This window comes from Streptomyces sp. yr375 (genome assembly GCF_900110755.1).
Lineage (GTDB): Bacteria > Actinomycetota > Actinomycetes > Streptomycetales > Streptomycetaceae > Streptomyces.
Window position 1 is genome coordinate 179827 of the sequence record NZ_FOFF01000004.1, and the last position, 19578, is coordinate 199404.

Below are 19578 nucleotides of genomic sequence, written 5' to 3' on the forward strand. Positions count from 1 at the left end.
TACCCCTGGCATCCCCTGGCCTACGGCTCCTAGATCGTCACTCCGTCCACCTGAAGTGTCTGTACCGCGCCCGCCGCGAACGGCACGCTGATCGTCTTGCCGGACAGGCGGATGTCCGAGTGGGAGGCGTAGAGGTCGCCGGAGCCGTTCGTCGCCGTGTTCCAGCGGGGGACCAGGCCGCCCGAGCCGCCGCTCACCGTCGTGAAGCGGGAGAGGTCGAAGGTGAGGGTCTGGGCCGAGGACGAGGTGTTCGCGGCGACTATCACCAGGCGCTTCGCCGACTTGTCCAGCGCCGCCGCCGCGTAGCTCACGCCCGTGTCGAGGATCGTCATGCCCGGGCGGATGTGCCGGCTGAACTGGGCCATCACGTAGTACTTCATGGTGACCGCGCCCGCCGCCAGCGTGTTCGCGTCGTAGGCGATCATCGCCCAGTTCGACGACGGGTCCATGACCTGCCAGTAGACCCAGGCCGTCGGGTGCAGCCAGCGGAAGTCGCTGAGCAGGTTGCTCGCCATCGACAGGCCCGTGCCGTCGTTGTCGCCCGTCTCCGAGTTCCACAGCGCCTTGCCGGACCTCGTCACGACGTCCGTGTAGAGCAGGTCCCGGCGGCCGCCCGAGCCCTGGTAGCCATGGACGTTGACCCGGTTCACGAGCCCCTTCGTCGTCGACGAGAAGGAGTTCCACGTCGTACGCGCCAGGTCGTAGTTCGTCTCGTCGCTCGCCGAGATCTTCGTCGACGTCAGGCCGCGCTTGTCCAACTCGCTGCGCATGTACGGGAGTACGGCCGACTGGACGGTCGCGTCCATGTGGCAGCCCTCCTGCGTGCCGGTCGCCGTCCACCAGGAGGACGACGGCTCGTTGAAGGGGTCGACCGTCGCGAAGTTCACGCCCCAGTTGTTCTTGGCGTAGAGGGCCACCGCCGCGAGGTGGGAGGCGTGTTGGCGGTAGTTCCAGGACTGGAGGTTGTTGCCGCCGTCCGCGGCGCCCGACGGGTTGTGGTTCGAACACATCCACCACATGGGGGAGTTGGCGAACAGCTCCGTCGTCGCGCCCCGCGAGGTCGCCTTCTGCAGCATCGCGCGCTGGGTCGCGTCCGCCGTCCAGTCCCAGGCGGAGGACGTCGGGTCCTCGTTGCCCCAGTCCTGCCAGTAGCCCTCGATCTGCTTGAACGCGGGGATGTTGGCGGACGCCGTCATCGACGCGCCGCTCACCGAGTTCCAACTGCACGCGCCCAGGTTGTAACGGGCGATGTTGAGGCCCAGGCCGGGGAGCGTCTTGCCGTTGTAGGACACCGACTTGGTGGTGAAGAAGATGTCGGCGAAGTCGTCCCGGCCGCCGAAGACGTTCGCCCACCAGGCCAGGGAGGTGCCCCAGCCCTCCCAAGTGCCGTACGTGGTCGACGGGTTGACGGAAATCGTCGCGTCGGCGTGGGCGGTGCCGGCGGCGAGGGCGCTTCCGAAGAGTGCGCCGCCCGTGGCGGCCAGCAGTGTCCTGCGTCGGATCATGGCTTCTCCGCTTCGAATCGTGGCCGGTCCCGTTCGGATCCTGCTCGGCTCCCGTTCGGCCGACACGAAGCATCGGGTGTGACACACGGGGTTGTCGAGAGTTCTGGCAACCCTTCACCAAACCTGTGGAAAAAGGGTGCCGAGGGGTTCGACGGGGCGAACAGGACAGGTTCCGGGGGCGACCGGGACAGTCCCGTCTGTACGGTTCTTGTACGACTCTGGAGACCTCGTCCCGCACGCCTTATCGTGCCCGCGTGATCGTGCACCGCGCGCGGATTCCCCTCGTACAGCACAGCACCCGGCGACGGCACGCCCGGTACCGGCGGGTGCTCTGGAGCAGCGCCGAACTGCTCGTCACCGCCGGGGTGTTGGCGCTGCTCCTCGTCGCGCACCAACTGTGGTGGACCAACCGGGAGGCGAGGGACGGTGCCGAGCGGAGGGTGGCGGCGCTGGAGCGGGAGTGGGAGCGGGGGGCTGCCGACACACCCACGGGCCCGGGCACAGACACCGGCACCGGCGCAGGCGCGGACACCGGTGACGGCGGCCCCGGCTCCGGCGGTACGTCTACACGGCCCGGAAACGGTACGAACGAGGCCTCGTCCACCCCCGCCGCCTCCCAGACCTACGCCGTCCTCCGCATCCCCCGCCTCGGACTCCGTGTCCCCGTCGCCGAGGGGACCGGCAAGGCGCGCGTGCTGAACAAGGGGTACGTCGGCCACTACGCGGGCAGTCAACAGCCGGGCCAGGAAGGCAACTTCGCGGTCGCCGGGCATCGCAACACCCACGGCGAGCCTTTCCGGTACCTCAACCGGCTCAGGAAGGGCGACAAGGTGGAGGTGGAGACGCGGACCGCGACCTACACCTACACCGTCGACAAGATCCTGCCGCAGACCTCACCCCGCGACGCGGGCGTCATCCGGCCCGTGCCCCGCTCCCTCACCCGGCCCGCCTACGGCTACGACGCCCCCGGCCACTACCTCACCCTCACCACCTGTACCCCCGAGTACACCTCCCGGTACCGCCTGGTCGTGTGGGGCGAGTTGACCGCGACGGTCCCGAGAGGGCAGGGCTAGGCCCCTTCCTCCAGCGCCTCTCGTACGGCGGTCAGGACGGCCTCGGTGCCTGCGCCCAGGGCGCGCGCGGAGGCGGTGAAGTCGCGGGCCAGGGTGGCGAGTTGGTCCGGGTCGGGGTGGGCCGGTTCGGACGGGGGAGCGGCCACCCGGGTGCCCGCGCCGCGCCGGGTGCGGATCAACTCGGCGGCCTCCAGCTCCCGGTAGGCGCGGGCTACCGTGCCCGGCGCGAGGCCGAGGTCGGAGGCGAGTTGGCGTACGGTCGGCAGCCGTTCGCCCTCGGTCAGCCGGCCGGTGACGATCAGCGCGCCGAGCTGGGCGCGGATCTGCTCGTACGGCGGTACCTGGCTGGTGGTGTCGACGCGGACGGCGGGCTCACTCATCGCCGACGGCCCGGGGCATCACGATCGTGAACAGGCACCAGCCCAGGCTGAACAGGCTCAGCAGGACCAGCGGGTAGACCACCAGCGCGGTGACGTTGCCCAGCATGCCGGCGCACTTCGAGTAGAACAGCACGCGGGCGATCATCCCGACGACGAGCAGGAGTTGGCTGGAGGCCAGCAGTCCCCAGGCCGCGGTGATCGCCCAACTCCGGTCGTGGCGGCGCAGGTTGTCGCCGGGGCGGTGGGCGATGCGGCGCAGGGACCAGACGCAGGCGGCCGTGCCGAGGGTGAGGGAGACGAGGACCGGGGCGGCGTAGTAGAGGCCGGGCCACGGGCCGAGGTGTCTGGTCGTACGGCCGCAGGTGACCGCGAGGGCGCGGCCCGTCCGCCCGATCCTGTCGGGGGAGGCCGCGGCGGCCCCGATCGTCAGCAGGACGACGACGCAGGCCGCCTGGAAGACGAGCAGCGGGGCCATGCGCGGCGGTACGTGGTCCCGGACCCGGCGCGGGGCGAGGCCGGCGGTGCGGACCGCTTCCTGCGGGGCGGGGGTGAGGGAGTCGCCGAGCAGGACCCCGCCGACCGCGCACAGCCCGAACGCGGTGACGGCGGACACGAAGGGCATGGCCATGTCGTCGCCGCCCGTCGTGGCCAGCGCCTGCGCGACCACGGCCCCCAGTGCCAGCCCGGCCCAGCGGGCGCAGAGATCGGCGCGGGCCAGGAGTCTTTCGGGCGAGACGGTGTCGATCATGTCGAGCCCCCGGAGATGAGTCATGCTTGTACCAAGGGGTGAGTACAAGTGGTGGTTACAAGATGCCGTCGGCCGGATCTTGTGTCAAATGCTTGATACAAGTGCGCTGTGTGGTGAACTCCCCGCCCGGGGAACCTGGGGAACCGGGAACCTGGGGAACCTTCGTGGCGGTCCGGACGTCATCATGGTCAGGAGAGGGAGGGGGGGCGGGGCATGACAGGCAGTCGGCTGGCGTCGCGCCGTGCCGCCCCCGTGCTGCTCTTTCTCCTGTTCCTCGACGTCCTCCTCCTCGACGCCGGCAGCCTCTTCGCGACCGTCGCGCTCGCCGCGACCGCCGCCGCCGGTTCCGCGCTCGCCGTCTGCACGCTCGTCGCCGCGCGCAGCGCCCCCGCCGTCCCGCCCACCCGGGTGCGTACGGCCATCAGGGACCGGGCCCGCCGTACGGCCTTCCTGCCGCAACGCGACCCGGACGCCTCCGGCCGGCCCCGCCCCCGCGCGCCGGGCCACGCCCTCCCGACGACCGCCGCGTAGGGCACCCCTCCCCGCATCTCTCGCCACATCCGGGTGACCCCGCGCAAGTCGTCATGCCGTCAACCGCGTTGTCCTCGGCACGACGAGACCCCCGGAGGGCTCCTCACCCATGTCCACACTCATCTCCCTTTTCGCCGGCCTGGTCGAGCACCTCGCCGACCTGCTCCAGCCCCTGTTCGGCGCCGCCGCAGCGGCCGCCGCGATCGTCCTGTTCACCGCACTCGTACGACTCCTCGTCCATCCCCTGTCCCGCGCCGCCGCCCGCGGCCAGAAGGCCCGTACGGCGTTGCAGCCGAGGATCGCCGAACTGCGCAAGAAGCACGCCAGGAACCCCGAGAAGCTCCAGCGGGCGGTGCTGGACCTGCATGCCGAGGAAAAGGTGTCGCCGCTGTCCGGACTGCTGCCCAGCCTCTGCCAGTTGCCCGCCTTCTTCCTCCTCTACCACCTCTTCTCCAGCTCCTCGATCGGCGGCGAGGCCAACGGGCTGCTCGGTCACCAGCTCTTCGCCGCGCCCCTCGGCGACCGCTGGACGGACGCGCTGACCGGGACCGGGGGCGGGGTGTTCGGCGCGGCGGGACTGGTCTACCTCGGGCTGTTCGCCGTCGTCGCGACCGTCGCGTCCTTCAACTTCGTACGGGCGAGGCGGCAGCCGTTGCCGCAGGTCGCCGCAGGTGAGCCGGTGCCCGGGCTCGGCGCGGTCGCCAAGGCCGTACCGTTCCTGTCCTTCTTCACGCTGGTCACGGTGGCCGTCGTACCGCTGGCCGCCGCGCTGTACGTCATCACGAGCACGACGTGGAGCGCGGTCGAACGGGCGGTTCTGTACTCGTAACTCGTAGCACCGGGTCCGATGCCGGTGCCCGGTGGGTGAACCGGGTATTGCGGAGCGGGCGTTCAGCTTGGAGGATCGACCAGTCGTCCGATGGCTGCACCCGTCGGCGGACGCTCCGCGATCGAGGGAGATGGTGACGGACCATGAAGCTGCTGCGAGTCGGTACGGCGGGCGCGGAGTGCCCCGCACTGCTGGACGCCGACGGAACGCTGCGGGACCTGTCGGACGTCGTGGACGACGTCGACGGCGCGCTGCTCGCCGACGACGCGGCGCTCGGCCGGGTCCGGGCCGCCGCCGACTCCGGTGAGCTGCCCGCCTTGGACCCGGCCGGGCTGCGGATCGGGCCGCCGCTGGCCCGGATCGGCAAGATCGTGTGCATCGGGCTGAACTATCACGACCACGCCCGGGAGACCGGGGCCGAGCCGCCCGCCGAGCCCGTCATCTTCTTCAAGGCGGCGGACACGGTCGTCGGGCCGTACGACACCGTGCTCGTGCCCCGGGGGTCCGTGAAGACCGACTGGGAGGTGGAGTTGGCGGTCGTCATCGGGCGTACGGCCCGCTATCTGGGGTCGGCGGAGGACGGGCTCGCGCACGTCGCGGGGTACGCCGTCGCGCACGACGTGTCCGAGCGGGAGTTCCAGATCGAGCGGGGCGGGACCTGGGACAAGGGGAAGAACTGCGAGACGTTCAATCCGCTCGGGCCGTGGCTGGTCACGGCCGACGAGGTGCCCGACCCGCAGGGGCTCTCCCTGAGGCTCTGGGTCAACGGGGAGCTGAAGCAGGACGGGACGACGGCCGAGCAGATCTTTCCCGTGGGGGAGGTCGTGCGGTACGTCAGCCAGTTCATGACGCTCTATCCCGGGGATGTCATCAACACCGGGACGCCTGCGGGCGTGGCGCTGGGCGCGCCGGAGCCGAAGCCGTTCCTGCGGAGCGGGGACGTGGTGGAACTGGAGATCGAGGGGTTGGGCAGGCAGCGGCAGGAGTTCAAGGACGCGTAGACGCTCCGCTCGGGGCAGGGGAACTGCGGTAGTTCGTCGGCGGCAGGCCGTCGGCGGTTGCTCGCGCAGTTCCCCGCGCCCCTTAGGTGGGACACCTACAGGTACTTCTCCAGGAACTGGTGGAGTGCCTCCACCACGAACCGGTGGTCGTCCAGTTGCGGCAGGCCGGACACCGTCACCGCGCCGATGATGCCCACGCCCTCCACGTTGATGGGGAAGGAGCCGCCGTGGGCCGCGTACTCGTCCTGGTCCAGGCGGGCGGAGTCCTCGAACGTCGTGCCCTTCGCGCGGTAGCGGGCGCCCACCAGGTAGGAGGAGGCGCCGAAGCGTTCCACGACCCGGCGCTTACGGGCGATCCAGGCGTCGTTGTCGGGGGTCGAACCGGGCAGGGCCGCGTGGAAGAGCTGCTGGCCGGCGCGGTGGATGTCGACGGCGACCGGCGCTTGGCGCTCGCGGGCCAGCTCCACCAGCAGTGAGCCGAGCGCCCACGCGTCGTCGTTCGTGAACTGGCGGAAGATCAGCCGCCGTTCCTGACCCTGGAGCTCCTCCAGGGTCGGGGTGATCTCCGGGGTGAACTTCGGGGTGATCTCGTGGGTGCCCATTACAGCGTCACCGCCACCTTGTCTCGTGCCGAACGGCGGGCCGCCTCCAGGACGTCGAGGGCGGCGGCCGCCTCGACGGCGGTCACCGGATTGGGGCCGCCGTCGATCAGTGCCTTGGCCACCGCAGCGTAGTAGGCCGGGTAGTCGCCGGGGAGGGTCCGTACGGGTCGTCCGCCGCCGGTCGGCGGCGACTCTCCGGCGCCGACCCGCCCCCACAGCTCCGCCGGCTCCGCACCCCAGCCGTCGGAACCGGAACCGGAACGGGATCCGGAACCGGAGCCGTCGGGTCGCTCGCCCGCCCGCAGGGCCGCCTCCTGCGGATCGAGGCCGTACTTCACATAGCCCGCCGTCGAGCCCAGCACCCGGAAACGCGGGCCGAGCTGGGCGGTCGTCGCGGACACGTGGAGGTGGGAACGGACGCCGTTGGCGTGCGTCAGCGCGATGAACGTGTCGTCGTCGGTCTCCGCGCCCGGACGGCGGACGTCCGTCTCGGCGTAGACGCAGACCACCGGGCCGAACAGGACGAGCGCCTGGTCGACGACGTGACTGCCGAGGTCGTACAGCAGACCTCCGATCTCTGCCGGATCGCCGGACTCCCGCCAGCCGCCCTTCGGCAGCGGCCGCCACCGCTCGAACCGGGACTCGAAGCGCCATACGTCGCCCAGCTCGCCGTCCGCCAGCAGCGCGCGCAGGGTCAGGAAGTCGTTGTCCCAGCGGCGGTTCTGGAAGACGGAGAGGAGCAGGCCGCGCTCCTCGGCGAGGGCGGCCAGCTCACGCGCCTCGGCCGCGGTGCCGGCGACCGGCTTGTCGACGACGACCGGCAGACCGGCCTTCAGGGCGGCGGTCGCGAGCGGGACGTGCGTCTTGTTCGGGGACGCGATGACGACCAGGTCCAGCTCGTCGGCGCGGGCCAGCAGGTCTTCGGGGGTGGCGGCGACGCGTACGTCCGGGAACTCGGCGCGGGCCTGCTCCTGCCGCTCGGGGTTCGAGGTGACCACCGTGTCGAGGACGAGGCCCTCGGTCGCGGCGATCAGCGGGGCGTGGAACACGGAGCCGGCGAGACCGTAGCCGATCAGGCCCACGCGGAGAGGAGTACCTGTCATGCGGTCCACTTTCGCAACGCTGTTGCCAAAGCGCAAGCGCGGGTGAGAATGGAGGCGTGAACAGGACGAACGGCGCGGGCGGCAGCACGGGTGCGGGTGGGGGCAAGGGCATGGGTACGGGTACGGGGGCTGGCGTGGGCCCAGTCACCGGCGGAGGCGCAGGCATCGGCACAGGCACCGGCGCGGGCGTCAACCTGCTGGCCCTGCGCAACCACAACGCCGCGCTCGTGCTCGACCTGCTGCGCACGGCCGGTCCGGACGGCATCAGCCGGCTCGAACTCGCCGAGCGCACCGGGCTCACCCCGCAGGCGGTCAGCAAGATCACCGCCCGGCTGCGGCAGGAGGGGCTGGCGGCGGAGGCGGGCCACCGCGCCTCGACCGGCGGCAAGCCGCGCACGGTCCTGCGGCTGGTCCCCGAGGCCGGCCACGCCATCGGCGTCCACCTGGACCGGGACGAGCTGCGGGTCGTGCTGGCCGAGCTCGACGGGCGCGTGGTGGCGGAACGGTGCGTTCCGCTGTCGCTGGGCGCGGGGGCGGAGACGGTGGTGGGAGCGGTGGTGCGGGTGGTGCGGGAGGTGATGGAGGCGGCGGAGCCGGTGGTGGTGAGCCCCGCACCCCCCACAACCCCCACCCCCATCTCCAGCCCCACCCCCATCTCCAGCCCCACCCCCATCTCCAGCCCCACCCTCCTCGGTGTCGGCGTTGCTCTCCCCGGTCCCCTCGATCACGCGCACGGCGTGCTGCACCGCGTCACAGGCTTCCCCGAGTGGGACGGGTTTCCGTTGCGGGAGGTGTTGGCGGCGCGTCTCGGGGTGCCGGTGATCGTGGACAAGGACACCAACGCCGCCGCGCTCGGCCTCGCCGTCGGCGGCGAGCGCGGCTCCTTCGCCTGTCTCCACCTCGGGACGGGCCTCGGCGCCGGTCTGGTGATCGGCGGGACCGTGCACCGGGGCGCGCGCACCGGCGCGGGGGAGTTCGGGCACCAGGTCATCCAGTTGGACGGGCCGCCCTGCACCTGCGGCAACCGGGGCTGCGTCGAGGCGCTGTGCCTGGCGGCCATCGGCCGGGGGGACGTGGCCGAGGCGGCACGCGTGCTCGGCGAGGCCGCCGCCAACCTGGCCGGACTGCTCGACATCGACGCCGTACTGCTGGGCGGCCGTACGATCGCGGCCGACCCGGAGCCGTTCGTCGACGGAGTCGCCGCCGTCCTCGCCGCCCGCGCCCGCCGCGAGGGTTCCCCGGAGGGCGCCGTCCCGGTCCGCCTCGCCCCCGGCGGGGCCCGGGCCGTCGCGGCGGGCGCGGCACAGTTGTCGCTGGCACCGGTGTTCGGCCGGAGGGACGGTCGGCTCTCCCCTGAACGAGGGGATTCGTAGGGGATTCGTACGGTCGTACGGTGTGCCGTGGCTCCTCGCGCCGCGGCCTCGTGCAGGCTCACGTGTTCATGCGACTGTGCCCGCCTGTCTCCCTCTGCCTCGCCGTCGCCGCCGTCCTCCTCCCCGCCCCCGTGCCCGCCTTGGCGCACGCGGAGGCCGGTCCGAGCTGCGCGGGCCCCGACGCCGGTGACTTCCCCCTCACCACCCGCCTCCGCGGCGGCCCCGACTCCTACCGGGCCGGGGGCGGATTCGGCACCTGGTATCTCGACCTCACCAACACCACCCGCCGCACCTGCGACGGCGTCCACCCCGTCGTCGTCCTGGTCGACGCCAGGCGCGCCCTGAAACCGTCCCAGCCGCACCTGGAGTTCTACGCCGACGGACGACCGCACCCGGTGCGCTTCGAAGCCACCGACGACGCCGAACTGGTCGGAGCGTTCACCGACGAGAACGCCGACGTCCAGGCCGACGAAGCGGCCGAAGCCGACGACTTCCCCGGTTTCACCGTCGGCCCCGGCCGCACCGTCACCGTCAAGCTGCGCCTCGCGCTCGGCTCGGACGCCGTCCGCAACACCGTCACCGCCAACGCGGCGGTCGTCCAGCGGCACGGTGACGACGGCGACTGGATCGGCCAGTCGAACGACTACCGCTTCACCGTCGAGTCCGACGCCAACCCCGACGCCACCCCTGACCCCGACCCCGACCTCGACCCCGACCCCGACGGCGATGCAGCCACCGCCCCCACCTCGACCCCCACCTCCGCCCCTGACTCGTCCCCCCGAACGCCCACCCCCACGACCGCCACGCCCCCCACCCCGCACCCCTCCGCCACCGACACCGGCCCCTTCTCCCTCGCCGACCAGGCCGAGGAACTCGCCCGTACCGGTCTCGCCTCGCCCACCGTCCTCGCCGCCGCTGCCGGCGCCTGCTTCCTCGCCGCAGGAGCGGCCCTGCTGCTGGCCCGACGACTGGCCCGCCGACGCCGCTGAACCGGAACCATGTCTCTGCTGAACCGGAACCATGTCTCTGCTGAACCGGGACCACGTCTCGGCTGAACCGGGATCGCATCTCAGCCAGCGAACGCCCCGAAACCGGCCATTCCCTCAAGATCGGGCTTGTGGCTAGGCTGGGGCGCGCGCAGCAACGGCGCACCCGCGCAGCAACCGCGTATCCACGCGGAACGGCGTACTCGCGTACTCGCGTACGGCAGGGAGATCCCGCACATGGCAGACCGCAAGCCCATCGAGTCGTGGCTCACCGACATGGACGGTGTGCTCATCCACGAGGGCGTGCCGATTCCCGGCGCCGACGCCTTCCTGAAGAAGCTGCGCGAGTCCGGCAAGCCGTTCCTGGTGCTCACCAACAACTCGATCTACACCCCGCGCGACCTGCACGCCCGCCTCCAGCGCATGGGCCTGGACGTGCCGATCGCGAACATCTGGACCTCGGCGCTGGCCACCGCCCAGTTCCTCGGCGACCAGCGGCCGGACGGCACGGCGTACGTCATCGGCGAGGCGGGGCTGACCACCGCGCTGCACGACATCGGCTACATCCTCACCGACCACGAGCCCGACTACGTCGTCCTCGGCGAGACCCGCACCTACTCCTTCGAGGCGATGACGAAGGCCGTCCGGCTCATCAACGACGGCGCCCGTTTCATCTGCACCAACCCGGACGAGACCGGCCCCTCCGCCGAGGGCCCGCTCCCGGCCACCGGGGCCGTCGCCGCGCTGATCACCAAGGCGACCGGCAAGAACCCGTACTTCGCGGGCAAGCCCAACCCCCTGATGATGCGCACCGGCCTGAACGCCATCGGCGCGCACTCCGAGACCAGCGCGATGATCGGCGACCGCATGGACACCGACGTGCTGGCCGGCATGGAGGCCGGCATGCAGACGTTCCTCGTGCTCACCGGCCTGACCCGGCCCGAGCAGGTCGAGAACTTCCCGTACCGCCCGTCGAAGATCGTGGACTCGATCGCGGACCTCGTCGACCGCATCTGAAACCCGTGGCATCCCGGAACCCACCCGGACGGAGCAGCGAGAACCCCCAGGGGATGCGCTCCGGGTCCGGGCGGGGGACTCTCCAGATAGCTGGAGGTTCACGATGGGTTCATGGAAAGTAACTCTCTGTGCGGGCGTCGCGGTCGTCGCCGCGGTGCTCATCCCCACGGCCTATGCCTCGGACGAGGGCGGCAGCGTCACCATGACGCCGTCCGCGCCCACCCCCGGCGCCGAGGTCACGCTGAAGGTCGGCGGCTGCGGCGGCAGGACCGCCACCGCGACCTCGGACGCCTTCGTCACGGACGCCCGACTCGTCACCACGGGCGGCGGCACACTCGCCGGCGACACCCGGGTCCGCACCTCGATCGGTCCGGGCATCTACGACGTGAAGATCACCTGCGTCGACTCCGAGGTACGGGGCCGGATCACGGTCGTGGCATCGACGCGGACCCGGCCGGGCGAGTCGACCACACCCACCTGGCCCGCCTCTCCCGACTCCCCCGACTCACCCCCCTCTCCCATCGCCCCCGTACACGCGGGCGGCGGCGGCACAGCCCCGCTGGCCCCGGTCGCCCCGCTCGCCTCGGCCGACGAGGCGCGCGTGGGCGAAGGCGGAGGCCCAGGCACCGCGCAGACGGTGATCGGGCTGGTGCTCGCGGGTGTCGCCGCGACGGTCGTCGTGTTCCGTGGCCTGCGCCGCAGACGTGCGACGGACTGAGCCATGTCCGAACGAGAACGTTCCGGCGGTCGTCTCCTCACCGGTCTGGCCTGGGCGGTGCTGCTGCTCGGGCTGTGGCTGTGGGGCCGCGAGGTGACCGACGTACGGCACGGCACATCCGCCCCGGCCACGGGTGACATGGCCGCGGTGGGCCGTCCCCCGGACGCCGAACTCCCGCCCGCTGCCAAGCCGTTGGGGCAGGCGTTGCCCCAGCGCATCGACATACCCGAACTCGGCGTGCAGGCCCCGGTCGTCGCGCGCGGTCTGGACACCGAGGGGGCCATCGACCCACCGCCCTTCGACCAGGCGGGCGTCGTCGGCTGGTACGCGGCCGGCGCGAAACCCGGCGCCAAGGGCACGGCCCTGCTGGTCGGGCACGTCGACACGGAGACCCGGCCCGCCGTCTTCTACAAGCTCAGCACCCTCAGGGCGGGCGAGACGGTACGGGTGGTGCGGGACGACGGGAAGGTCGCCGAGTTCACCGTCGACGACGTCGAGGTCGTCCAGCGCGACCACTTCGACGCCCAACAGGCCTACGGCACCCGCCAGTCGGACCGCGCCGAACTGCGCCTGATCACCTGCGGCGGCACCTACGACCGGGCCAGGCACAGCTACACGGCCAACGTGATCGTCTCGGCGTACCTGACAGGCACAGCCGTCTGACACTACGTCACACCAGGTCACGGCACATCGCGTGACGTGAGGTCCTATGTCAGGATTGGGGCCGGGGTAGGCAACTCCGTGCACCCAAGGGGGATTTGGATGTACGTCAGGAGCAAGACCGCGTGCCTGTTGGGCGCGGCACTGCTGCTCACCGGATGCTCGGCGGGCAACGGCGGCGGCAACGGCAACGGCGGTGGCAAGGGCGAGAAGCCCAGAAATCCCACGAGCGCCCCCGCCCCCACCCCCGAGCCCGTCACCCAACTACCCCAACAACCCAAAGAATCCGACCCCTTCTGGGTCAACCCGGACGGCGCGGCGGCCCGTCAGGCGGCGGCGTACGAGAAGGCCGGAAAGACGGCCGAGGCCGCCCAGGTGCGGGAGATCGCCGAGCAGCCGACCGGCCAGTGGCTCGGCCCGGAGAACCCGGAACAGGAGGCCCGCGGCTTCACCGAGGCCGCCGACCGGGCGGACCGCACCCCGCTGCTCGTCCTCTACAACATCCCGCACCGCGACTGCGGCCAGTACTCCCAGGGCGGCGCGGCCGACGGAGCCGCCTACCGCGACTGGATCGCCGCGGTGGCCCGTGGCATCGCCGACCGCCCGGCGCTCGTCGTCCTCGAACCCGACGCCCTCCTCCACCTGGTGGACGGCTGCACCCCGCAGGAGTTCCACGAGGAGCGCTACGACCTCCTCGACGACGCCGTCACCGCCCTCAAGTCCCTGAAGAACACGAAGGTCTACCTGGACGCGGGCAACGCCGGCTGGGGCCACCCCGACCAGATCTTCGAGCCCTTGCGACGCGCGGGCCTGGAGCGGGCCGACGGCTTCGCGGTCAACGTCTCCAACTTCTACTCCACCGAGACCTCCGTCGACTACGGCAGGCAGCTCTCGGCGAAGCTCGGCGGCAAACACTTCGTCATCGACACCAGCCGCAACGGCAACGGCCCCTACGAGGACGGCGACCCGGCGGAACGCTGGTGCAACCCGCCGGGCCGCGCCCTCGGCCCCACCCCGACGACCACGACGGCCGACCCCCTGGTGGACGCCTACCTGTGGGTGAAGCGCCCGGGCGAGTCGGACGGCGAGTGCAAGGGCGGCCCGAAGGCGGGCGATTGGTGGCCGACATACGCACTACAACTCGCCCGCGGCTGACCACACCGAGAAGCCGCCGCACCGGAAGCCGCCGCACCGAGAGCTGAGGCACCGAGGGCTACGACACCCTCACCCACCGAGCCTCGCTGGGCACGCCCCGCCCGTCATCCGCGAACACCATGTACCACCCGGACGGAACCAGGTTCCGATTACCAGGCACGGTCACCGTCACCTTGTCTCCCGCCACCCGGAATCCCAACGCCACCGACCGCTGATCCACATCGGTGACATGCGTCGACGCGCTGGGCCGTATCAGCCGCACCTTCCGGATACGCGCCGCGTCCTTGGAAACAAAGGTCCCCGAAGCCCCCCGGGCGATACTCCTCGGCCCCCCGGAAAGATCGGGCCGCTCCCCCCGATAGAGATAGGGCGGCGAATAGACCTCGATCCGCTGCTCGAACTTCCCCGGCTTCGTGTTCGCCGCGTCCCCGTACAGCGAGTCGGAACCGAAGAACATCACCCGCCCGTCGGGCAACAGCAGTGACCCGGAATGGTAGTTCCTGCCCACCAGCGGATCGGCGACCCGCTCGAAGGAATTACGCTCCGGATGATAAAGACGGGCCTGCCGGATATTGGAGTCCCCGCGCCCCCGATAGTCCTCCGAGCCGCCCGACACCAGCACACTGTCGTCGGGCAGTACGGAGACCTGCGGATACCGTGTCCCCTTCGCCAGCGAGGGGCCGTTCACGAAACGCGGGCTCTCGTCGAGCAGGTCCACGAGCCGCGTCCGCGCACTGGACCGTGGCGACTCGCCGACGCCCCCACCCCCGACGACCATGTACCGCTCGTCCTGCGCGGGCGGCAGCAGCACGGTCGCCGAGGTCTCCATCAGGTCCGGATCGCTCAGACCCGGCAGCTTGGTGAACCCGTTGCCGGCCACGTCCCAGATCCCGGGATCGCGCCCCACGTCCGCCGGCCCGTACCCCGCATTGGACCCGGAGTAGAAAATCTTCCCGTCCTGCGTCAGAAACAGCGCGGGATACGTGGGAAACTGCCGTGTCTTCTTCGTGTACGTCCATTTCCGGGTCGCCGGATCGAACACCTCGTTCTTCCCCGGCACCAACTGCCCGATGTCGTCCAGTCCCGAGACGCTGAGGATCTTCCCGTCGCCCAAGGTGGTCAGCGTCGGATACCAGCGGGCCTCGTTCATCGGATCGACCTTGATGTACTTCTCGGCGACCGGATCGAATTCGTACGCGTCCCGGATCCCCTGGAAGTCCTTCTTGTCGAGGGCGAGTTTCTGCGCAATACCGTACGTATTGCGCCCGTCGACGCCGTTCAGCCCCCCGATCCGGTAATTGTCCTGCGTACCGGTCTCGTATCTCGTCCCCGATTTCTGCGCCTCGACGTAGATACGGCCCAGCCCCGGATCGTTGCGCAGGAACTTCCCGGTCTTCTTGTCGAACACCTTCGTCGCGCGCGGCACGAGCACCGGGTCCTTCGACACGAACGTCTTCCGGTTCTCGCGCCCGGTGAACCTCGTGCCCGCCGGCAGCGTGATCGGCCGGTCCGGGTTCTCGTTGTGGACGATCATCAGCCCGCCGGCCTTGGTGACGTCGCCCTTCAGTTTCTCGTACCGCTTGGTGCCGCCCGCGATGAGGACGGAGCCGTCCGCGAGCTGGGTGTGGCCGGTGCAGAACAGGTCGTTGGGCGTCGGCACCTTCTTGATCGTGCCCCGCGCCGGGTCCCAGATCCGGGTGTCGAACCTCTTCGCGTCGAAGTTGTCCTGGTTGTTGCCCGAGCCCGCGACCAGCAGCACCTTCCCGGTGTGCAGGAGCACCGCGTGGATGGTGTCCTGGCGGTACTCCTTGGGGAACTCGACGATCTGCCAGTGCCCTTCGGCCGCCTTGTACTCGGGCCGGTTGATCGCGTACTGGTGGTAACTCTCCGTCCCGAAGCGGTAGAGCCAGGGCCCGTTCATCCCGGCCAGCACGGCGACGACCGCCGTGGTGATCGCGAACCTGCGGGCCCGCCGACGGGCGAACCGCCCGACCTCGTCCGTCATCCCTCACGTCCCCCCGCCCGTCCGACGGGCAGCCCCACCGGCACCCGCCCCCCTGCCGTGCCCGCCGCTCCCGCCGCACCCGGCTTCCGGGGTTCGCTCGACGGCCCGCACTCCCGCTCCCGCTCCCGCTCCCGCTTCCGCTCCTGCTCCCGCTCCTGCTCCCGCCGCCCGGCCGCCTCCCGCGCCACGACCCGCCACGCCACGATCGGCGAGGCCGTGACCAGCAGCGCGAACGACGCCCAGACGATCATCGCGGGATGGGCGTGCCCGAACACGAACCCGGCGACGATCGACGCGGCGAAGACCAGCACGAAGAACAGATGGATCCGGAACGTCCCGAACAGCGTGTCCGGGCTGGCGGAGTCCCCCTTCGGCGTCACCACGAACCGGCTCTTGCGCCGCAGTACGGCGTCCATGAGCGAGCGGGCGTACACCGGCGCCGACAGCGCGGACATGACCATGCCCGCGATCCCGCCCGACCCCTCCGGCTCGTGCGGGGAGACGTTGTGCCGCCGGTTCCACAGGTACAGGCCGATCTGCAGCGCCGAGGCGTTGCCGTACAGCATCAGCCACACCGCCGGGTCGATGTTCACGCCCGAGGCGCCCAGCCCCAGGAACAGCGCGCAACTCAGCGCCGCCAGAATCCAGTTGAGGGCCGACATGGGGTAGAAGACGATCATCAGCGTGTAGTTGAGAAGCTTGCCCGGCGGCATGCTGTAGAAGCCCTTCCAGTACTGCTTGAGGATCGTCTCGTACGTCCCCCGGGACCAGCGCAGTTGCTGTGTGAAGAAGTCCGTCCAGGCGGCCGGCCCCTCACCGACCGCGAGCACGTCCGGGGTGTAGACCGACCGCCACTTGCGTCCCGTGGCCGGATTGCGCGCACGGTGCATCTCGAATCCGGTGGCCATGTCCTCGGTGATCGAGTCGTACAGCCCGCCGATCTGCCGGAGCGCGCTGATCCGTACGGCGTTGGAGGTGCCGACGAACATCGGCGCGCCGTAGCGGTTGCCGGCCCGCTGGATCAGGGCGTGGAACAGGAACTGCTGCGACTCGGCGGCCTTGGTGACGAACGTGTCGTAATTCCCGTACACCTGCGGGCCGATGACGAAGCCGATGTCCGGGTCGCGGAAGTAACCCAGCATCCGTTCCAGGTAGTTGGGCAGCGGTACGTGGTCGGTGTCGACGGAGGCGAAGTAGTCGTAGGCGTCGCCGTGGGCCTCCAGCCAGGCGTTGTAGTTGCCGTGTTTGGTCTTCGCGCGGTGCGGGCCCGACGGCCGGTTCCAGCGCTCGACGCCCTTGCGGCTGAAGTGGTGCACGCCCAGGCGCGCGCAGACCTGCTTCACCTCCGGGTCGTCCCCCTCGTCGAGCAGCCAGACGTGCAGCAGACCCTGGTGGCGCAGCCGGACGGCCGCCTGAAGGGTCTTCGTCACCATCTCCAGGGGCTCCTTGCCGGGCACGAAGGAGGTGAGGAAGGCGACGCGGGTGCCGGTCTCGGGCACCACCGGGACCGGGTCGCGGGCGACCAGGGTGGCGTGCGCGTTCGACAGCACGTTCAGACAGCGGAAGAACTCGATCAGCCCGATCGACACCAGCATCACGATGTCGAGGGCCGGCAGAAAGTCGTGGGCGGGATGGTCGCGCTCGGTCCAGTGCGCCGGCCTCAGCAGCCACACCAGCAGCACCACCGACAGCAGCGGCGCCGCACAGAGCATCAGCGAGGCCCGGATCCGATGCGGCTCCCGCGCCAGCAGCGAACGGTAACGGACGGTGTACGGTCTGCCCGGCTCCGGCTGGGTGAGGGGTCCCGCCAGCCGGCTGTAGTGCTCGTAGTCGTACCTCGGAAGAGACCCTGAACCATCAGCCCACACGCGGAGAACCACGTGTAATTCCCCCCAACTGCCGCGTATCCGCAGCATCTTGAGGACTAGGGTTCTATGGGGATCAGCTTGATCGCAAGACACGAAACGCGCTGTTTACCGGTCATACGGGCGCATTGTGGCGTATGTGGGAGTGTTGTGGTTTTGGTGGAACCGATGTGCGAAATCGCACGCAGATACGAAACTCGGATGCGGGCGCGGATACGAACGAAGGCCCCTCGCTTTCGCGAGGGGCCTTCGGTGTCTGTGCGCCGCCAGGGACTCGAACCCCGGACCCGCTGATTAAGAGTCAGCTGCTCTAACCAACTGAGCTAGCGGCGCCTGCTGACGAGAGAACTCTACAGGACTTCCGAGGGTGCCCCGGACCATCCGGCCCGCCAAGGCCGTCACCCGTCCCCGCGGCGGGCCGGGGCATTGGGCCGGCCCGGTCCCGCGTACATCATTCGGACCGTCAGCATGCGCGTCGGGAAGACAGTTGAGAAACTGGCGTACGTGCACAGTCGCGGACATTTCCAACTGGAGTGTGAGGGGAATCGCATGGAGGCTCCGGTATTCGAGGAATTCGATCCCGCGAGCGATTGCGACTGCCCCGGATGCGTATCCCGGCGGCGGGCGGTCCTGAATTCCCCGTCCGCCCGGTTTGGCGGTCACCCGCCTGCCCATCGCGCCCTGATCGTCGCCACCGCGACGGCCGCCGCGCTCGGCGCCGCCCACGCGCTGCCCGCCGTCGCCGCCCCGCAGGCCCCCGAGCGGCCCGGCGTTCCCGCAGGTGACGAGCCCGACACCCCGCAGGGCGGCAAGGCGCCGCTGCACGGACCGGCCGGGCGGCCGGCGCACCCCGGGGGAGTGGCGGGACCGGTCAAGACGCCCGCGACGACCCGGGCGGACATCATCAGGCGGGCCAAGGAATGGGTTTCGGCGCAGGTGCCGTACAGCATGAGCACCTACTGGTACGACGGTTACCGGCAGGACTGCTCGGGCTTCGTGTCCATGGCCTGGAACCTGCCCCGGAACGAGTGGACGGGCAGCCTCAACCAGTACGGGACGCGGATTTCCAGCGAGGAACTCCAGCCCGGCGACATTCTCCTGTTCCACAATCCGACCGACCCCGAGAAAGGCTCGCACGTCGTTGTCTTCGGCGGCTGGACGGACTACACGCACAGCTACTACATCGCCTACGAGCAGACCCGTCCGACCACCCGCCGGCAGGCCACCCCGTACGCCTATTGGAGCAATTCCGACCGCTATGTGCCGTACCGCTACAAGGGGCTCACGGCGACCCCACCGGACACCGGCACGGGTGTCGCGGAACCGGTGGGCAGTGGTGAAGGGACCAAGGGGGAGAGCGGGGACGTCGCCGCGACGCCGTTCCCGGGGCGGATGGCCTTCGGGCCGGGTGCGAACAACAGGTACGTCACGCTGCTGGGCCGGCTTCTGGTCGAGCGCGGGGGCGCGCGCTTCTACGCCTCGGGCCCCGGCCCGCGCTGGTCCGCCTCCGACGGCTGGGCCACCCTGGCCTTCCAGCGCGCCCAGGGCTGGACCGGCGCCGACGCCGACGGCATCCCCGGCCCCAGGACCTGGTCGCTGCTGGTCAGCGGGAAGGGCAGGAACATCGACGACGCCCCGCTGCCCCCCGGCACGGGCACCGGCACCGGGACCGGTGCGGCCCCCGTGACCGGCGCCGCCGGACCGCCCGCCTCGGCGCCCCGGATCCCCGCGTACCCCGGCCGGGGCGTGTTCCGGCCCGGCGCGCGGAACGCGTACGTCACCCAGTTGGGGCGGCAGTTGGTGAAGAAGGGGTTCGGCAGGTACTACACGACCGGGCCGGGACCGCGTTGGGGCGAGGCGGACCGGCGCGCGGTCGAGGCCTTCCAGCGCGCCCAGGGCTGGCGCGGCGGCGCGGCCGACGGCTACCCGGGCCCGGAGACCTGGCGGCGGCTCTTCCCGTAGACGGCGTGAACCACAACGACAACCCCACTGTCATGGCGTATCTGGCGCGGAGGCTGGAGGCACGC

Annotated in this window: 18 protein-coding genes and 1 tRNA gene; 11 read left to right on the top strand and 8 right to left on the bottom strand. The window is 70.8% G+C overall.

Going from position 1 to position 19578, the window contains the following annotated elements; all coding sequences use genetic code 11:
• Positions 1–29: 29 nt before the first annotated feature.
• On the bottom strand, positions 30–1505 hold the full coding sequence (locus BMZ82_RS06890) for a glycoside hydrolase (protein WP_093772756.1): 1476 nt from the start codon (positions 1503–1505) through the stop codon (positions 30–32).
• Between the two features lie 254 nt (positions 1506–1759).
• On the opposite strand from BMZ82_RS06890, the gene BMZ82_RS06895 reads away from it, so the two are divergent.
• Entirely contained in the window at positions 1760–2578 is an 819-nt protein-coding gene (locus BMZ82_RS06895; protein ID WP_256251799.1) for a class E sortase, read from the top strand.
• Here the strand turns inward: BMZ82_RS06895 and BMZ82_RS06900 are convergent.
• Together BMZ82_RS06900 and BMZ82_RS06905 are read right to left on the bottom strand one after the other, a co-directional pair.
• The gene (locus BMZ82_RS06900; protein WP_093772758.1) at positions 2575–2958 is read right to left on the bottom strand and encodes a GntR family transcriptional regulator; all 384 of its coding nucleotides are present in this window, start codon (positions 2956–2958) and stop codon (positions 2575–2577) included. The genes BMZ82_RS06895 and BMZ82_RS06900 overlap by 4 nt on opposite strands.
• Positions 2951–3730 (bottom strand): hypothetical protein, encoded by a 780-nt coding sequence (locus BMZ82_RS06905; RefSeq protein ID WP_256251800.1) that lies wholly within the window; start codon positions 3728–3730, stop codon positions 2951–2953. Before BMZ82_RS06905 ends, BMZ82_RS06900 begins: the two co-directional genes overlap by 8 nt.
• Positions 3731–3919: 189 nt before the next feature.
• Here BMZ82_RS06905 and BMZ82_RS06910 point away from each other — a divergent pair, with 189 nt between their 5' ends.
• The 3 genes from BMZ82_RS06910 to BMZ82_RS06920 all read left to right on the top strand — a co-directional run bounded on the left by BMZ82_RS06910 (position 3920) and on the right by BMZ82_RS06920 (position 6067).
• Positions 3920–4237 (top strand): DUF6412 domain-containing protein, encoded by a 318-nt coding sequence (locus BMZ82_RS06910; RefSeq protein WP_093772762.1) that lies wholly within the window; start codon positions 3920–3922, stop codon positions 4235–4237.
• A gap of 121 nt (positions 4238–4358) precedes the next feature.
• The gene (locus BMZ82_RS06915) at positions 4359–5066 is read left to right on the top strand and encodes a YidC/Oxa1 family membrane protein insertase (RefSeq protein WP_093772958.1); all 708 of its coding nucleotides are present in this window, start codon (positions 4359–4361) and stop codon (positions 5064–5066) included.
• 143 nt (positions 5067–5209) lie between these two features.
• Positions 5210–6067 (top strand): fumarylacetoacetate hydrolase family protein, encoded by an 858-nt coding sequence (locus tag BMZ82_RS06920; RefSeq protein ID WP_093772764.1) that lies wholly within the window; start codon positions 5210–5212, stop codon positions 6065–6067.
• A 95-nt stretch (positions 6068–6162) separates the two neighbouring features.
• Here the strand turns inward: BMZ82_RS06920 and BMZ82_RS06925 are convergent, their stop codons facing one another.
• Entirely contained in the window at positions 6163–6669 is a 507-nt protein-coding gene (locus BMZ82_RS06925) for a heme-degrading domain-containing protein (RefSeq protein ID WP_093772766.1), read from the bottom strand.
• Positions 6669–7772: a Gfo/Idh/MocA family protein gene (locus tag BMZ82_RS06930; RefSeq protein ID WP_093772768.1), complete on the bottom strand. Its 1104-nt coding sequence runs from the start codon at positions 7770–7772 to the stop codon at positions 6669–6671. Before BMZ82_RS06930 ends, BMZ82_RS06925 begins: the two co-directional genes overlap by 1 nt.
• Positions 7773–7882: 110 nt before the next feature.
• Between BMZ82_RS06930 and BMZ82_RS06935 the strand changes: the two genes are divergently transcribed.
• From BMZ82_RS06935 to BMZ82_RS06960, 6 genes are all read left to right on the top strand, one after another.
• Positions 7883–9145 (top strand): ROK family transcriptional regulator, encoded by a 1263-nt coding sequence (locus BMZ82_RS06935; RefSeq protein ID WP_093772960.1) that lies wholly within the window; start codon positions 7883–7885, stop codon positions 9143–9145.
• 68 nt (positions 9146–9213) lie between these two features.
• The gene (locus tag BMZ82_RS06940) at positions 9214–10134 is read left to right on the top strand and encodes a hypothetical protein (RefSeq protein WP_177244419.1); all 921 of its coding nucleotides are present in this window, start codon (positions 9214–9216) and stop codon (positions 10132–10134) included.
• A 234-nt stretch (positions 10135–10368) separates the two neighbouring features.
• On the top strand, positions 10369–11148 hold the full coding sequence (locus BMZ82_RS06945; RefSeq protein WP_093772770.1) for an HAD-IIA family hydrolase: 780 nt from the start codon (positions 10369–10371) through the stop codon (positions 11146–11148).
• Positions 11149–11251: 103 nt separating this feature from the next.
• The gene (locus tag BMZ82_RS06950) at positions 11252–11866 is read left to right on the top strand and encodes a hypothetical protein (protein ID WP_093772772.1); all 615 of its coding nucleotides are present in this window, start codon (positions 11252–11254) and stop codon (positions 11864–11866) included.
• Between the two features lie 3 nt (positions 11867–11869).
• The gene (locus BMZ82_RS06955; protein ID WP_093772774.1) at positions 11870–12529 is read left to right on the top strand and encodes a class F sortase; all 660 of its coding nucleotides are present in this window, start codon (positions 11870–11872) and stop codon (positions 12527–12529) included.
• 99 nt (positions 12530–12628) lie between these two features.
• Positions 12629–13681 carry a glycoside hydrolase family 6 protein gene (locus BMZ82_RS06960; RefSeq protein ID WP_093772776.1) on the top strand — a complete coding sequence of 351 codons (1053 nt, stop codon included), beginning with the start codon at positions 12629–12631 and terminating at the stop codon, positions 13679–13681.
• 58 nt (positions 13682–13739) lie between these two features.
• Here BMZ82_RS06960 and BMZ82_RS06965 read toward each other — a convergent pair whose 3' ends face one another.
• The 3 genes from BMZ82_RS06965 to BMZ82_RS06975 all read right to left on the bottom strand — a co-directional run bounded on the left by BMZ82_RS06965 (position 13740) and on the right by BMZ82_RS06975 (position 17884).
• Positions 13740–15686, bottom strand: coding sequence for a radical copper oxidase GlxA (locus BMZ82_RS06965; RefSeq protein ID WP_093772778.1), 1947 nt, complete (start codon positions 15684–15686; stop codon positions 13740–13742).
• Positions 15683–17566: a glycosyltransferase family 2 protein gene (locus BMZ82_RS06970; RefSeq protein WP_371271161.1), complete on the bottom strand. Its 1884-nt coding sequence runs from the start codon at positions 17564–17566 to the stop codon at positions 15683–15685. The genes BMZ82_RS06965 and BMZ82_RS06970 overlap by 4 nt, the downstream gene beginning before the upstream one ends.
• Positions 17567–17810: 244 nt before the next feature.
• Positions 17811–17884: transfer RNA gene (locus tag BMZ82_RS06975), tRNA-Lys, on the bottom strand.
• A 216-nt stretch (positions 17885–18100) separates the two neighbouring features.
• Between BMZ82_RS06975 and BMZ82_RS06980 the strand changes: the two genes are divergently transcribed.
• Positions 18101–19513, top strand: coding sequence for a peptidoglycan-binding protein (locus BMZ82_RS06980; protein ID WP_093772782.1), 1413 nt, complete (start codon positions 18101–18103; stop codon positions 19511–19513).
• Positions 19514–19578 lie beyond the last annotated feature (65 nt).

Bases quoted from the DNA above. Each gene is read 5' to 3' on its own strand.
- BMZ82_RS06900 (WP_093772758.1), bottom strand. From the start codon at position 2,958: ATGAGTGAGCCCGCCGTCCGCGTCGACACCACCAGCCAGGTACCGCCG.
- BMZ82_RS06930 (WP_093772768.1), bottom strand. From the start codon at position 7,772: ATGACAGGTACTCCTCTCCGCGTGGGCCTGATCGGCTACGGTCTCGCC.
- BMZ82_RS06940 (WP_177244419.1), top strand. From the start codon at position 9,214: ATGCGACTGTGCCCGCCTGTCTCCCTCTGCCTCGCCGTCGCCGCCGTC.
- BMZ82_RS06890 (WP_093772756.1), bottom strand. From the start codon at position 1,505: ATGATCCGACGCAGGACACTGCTGGCCGCCACGGGCGGCGCACTCTTC.
- BMZ82_RS06965 (WP_093772778.1), bottom strand. From the start codon at position 15,686: ATGACGGACGAGGTCGGGCGGTTCGCCCGTCGGCGGGCCCGCAGGTTC.
- BMZ82_RS06955 (WP_093772774.1), top strand. From the start codon at position 11,870: ATGTCCGAACGAGAACGTTCCGGCGGTCGTCTCCTCACCGGTCTGGCC.
- BMZ82_RS06910 (WP_093772762.1), top strand. From the start codon at position 3,920: ATGACAGGCAGTCGGCTGGCGTCGCGCCGTGCCGCCCCCGTGCTGCTC.
- BMZ82_RS06960 (WP_093772776.1), top strand. From the start codon at position 12,629: ATGTACGTCAGGAGCAAGACCGCGTGCCTGTTGGGCGCGGCACTGCTG.
- BMZ82_RS06950 (WP_093772772.1), top strand. From the start codon at position 11,252: ATGGGTTCATGGAAAGTAACTCTCTGTGCGGGCGTCGCGGTCGTCGCC.
- BMZ82_RS06925 (WP_093772766.1), bottom strand. From the start codon at position 6,669: ATGGGCACCCACGAGATCACCCCGAAGTTCACCCCGGAGATCACCCCG.
- BMZ82_RS06920 (WP_093772764.1), top strand. From the start codon at position 5,210: ATGAAGCTGCTGCGAGTCGGTACGGCGGGCGCGGAGTGCCCCGCACTG.
- BMZ82_RS06905 (WP_256251800.1), bottom strand. From the start codon at position 3,730: ATGACTCATCTCCGGGGGCTCGACATGATCGACACCGTCTCGCCCGAA.
- BMZ82_RS06945 (WP_093772770.1), top strand. From the start codon at position 10,369: ATGGCAGACCGCAAGCCCATCGAGTCGTGGCTCACCGACATGGACGGT.
- BMZ82_RS06980 (WP_093772782.1), top strand. From the start codon at position 18,101: ATGGAGGCTCCGGTATTCGAGGAATTCGATCCCGCGAGCGATTGCGAC.
- BMZ82_RS06935 (WP_093772960.1), top strand. From the start codon at position 7,883: ATGGGTACGGGTACGGGGGCTGGCGTGGGCCCAGTCACCGGCGGAGGC.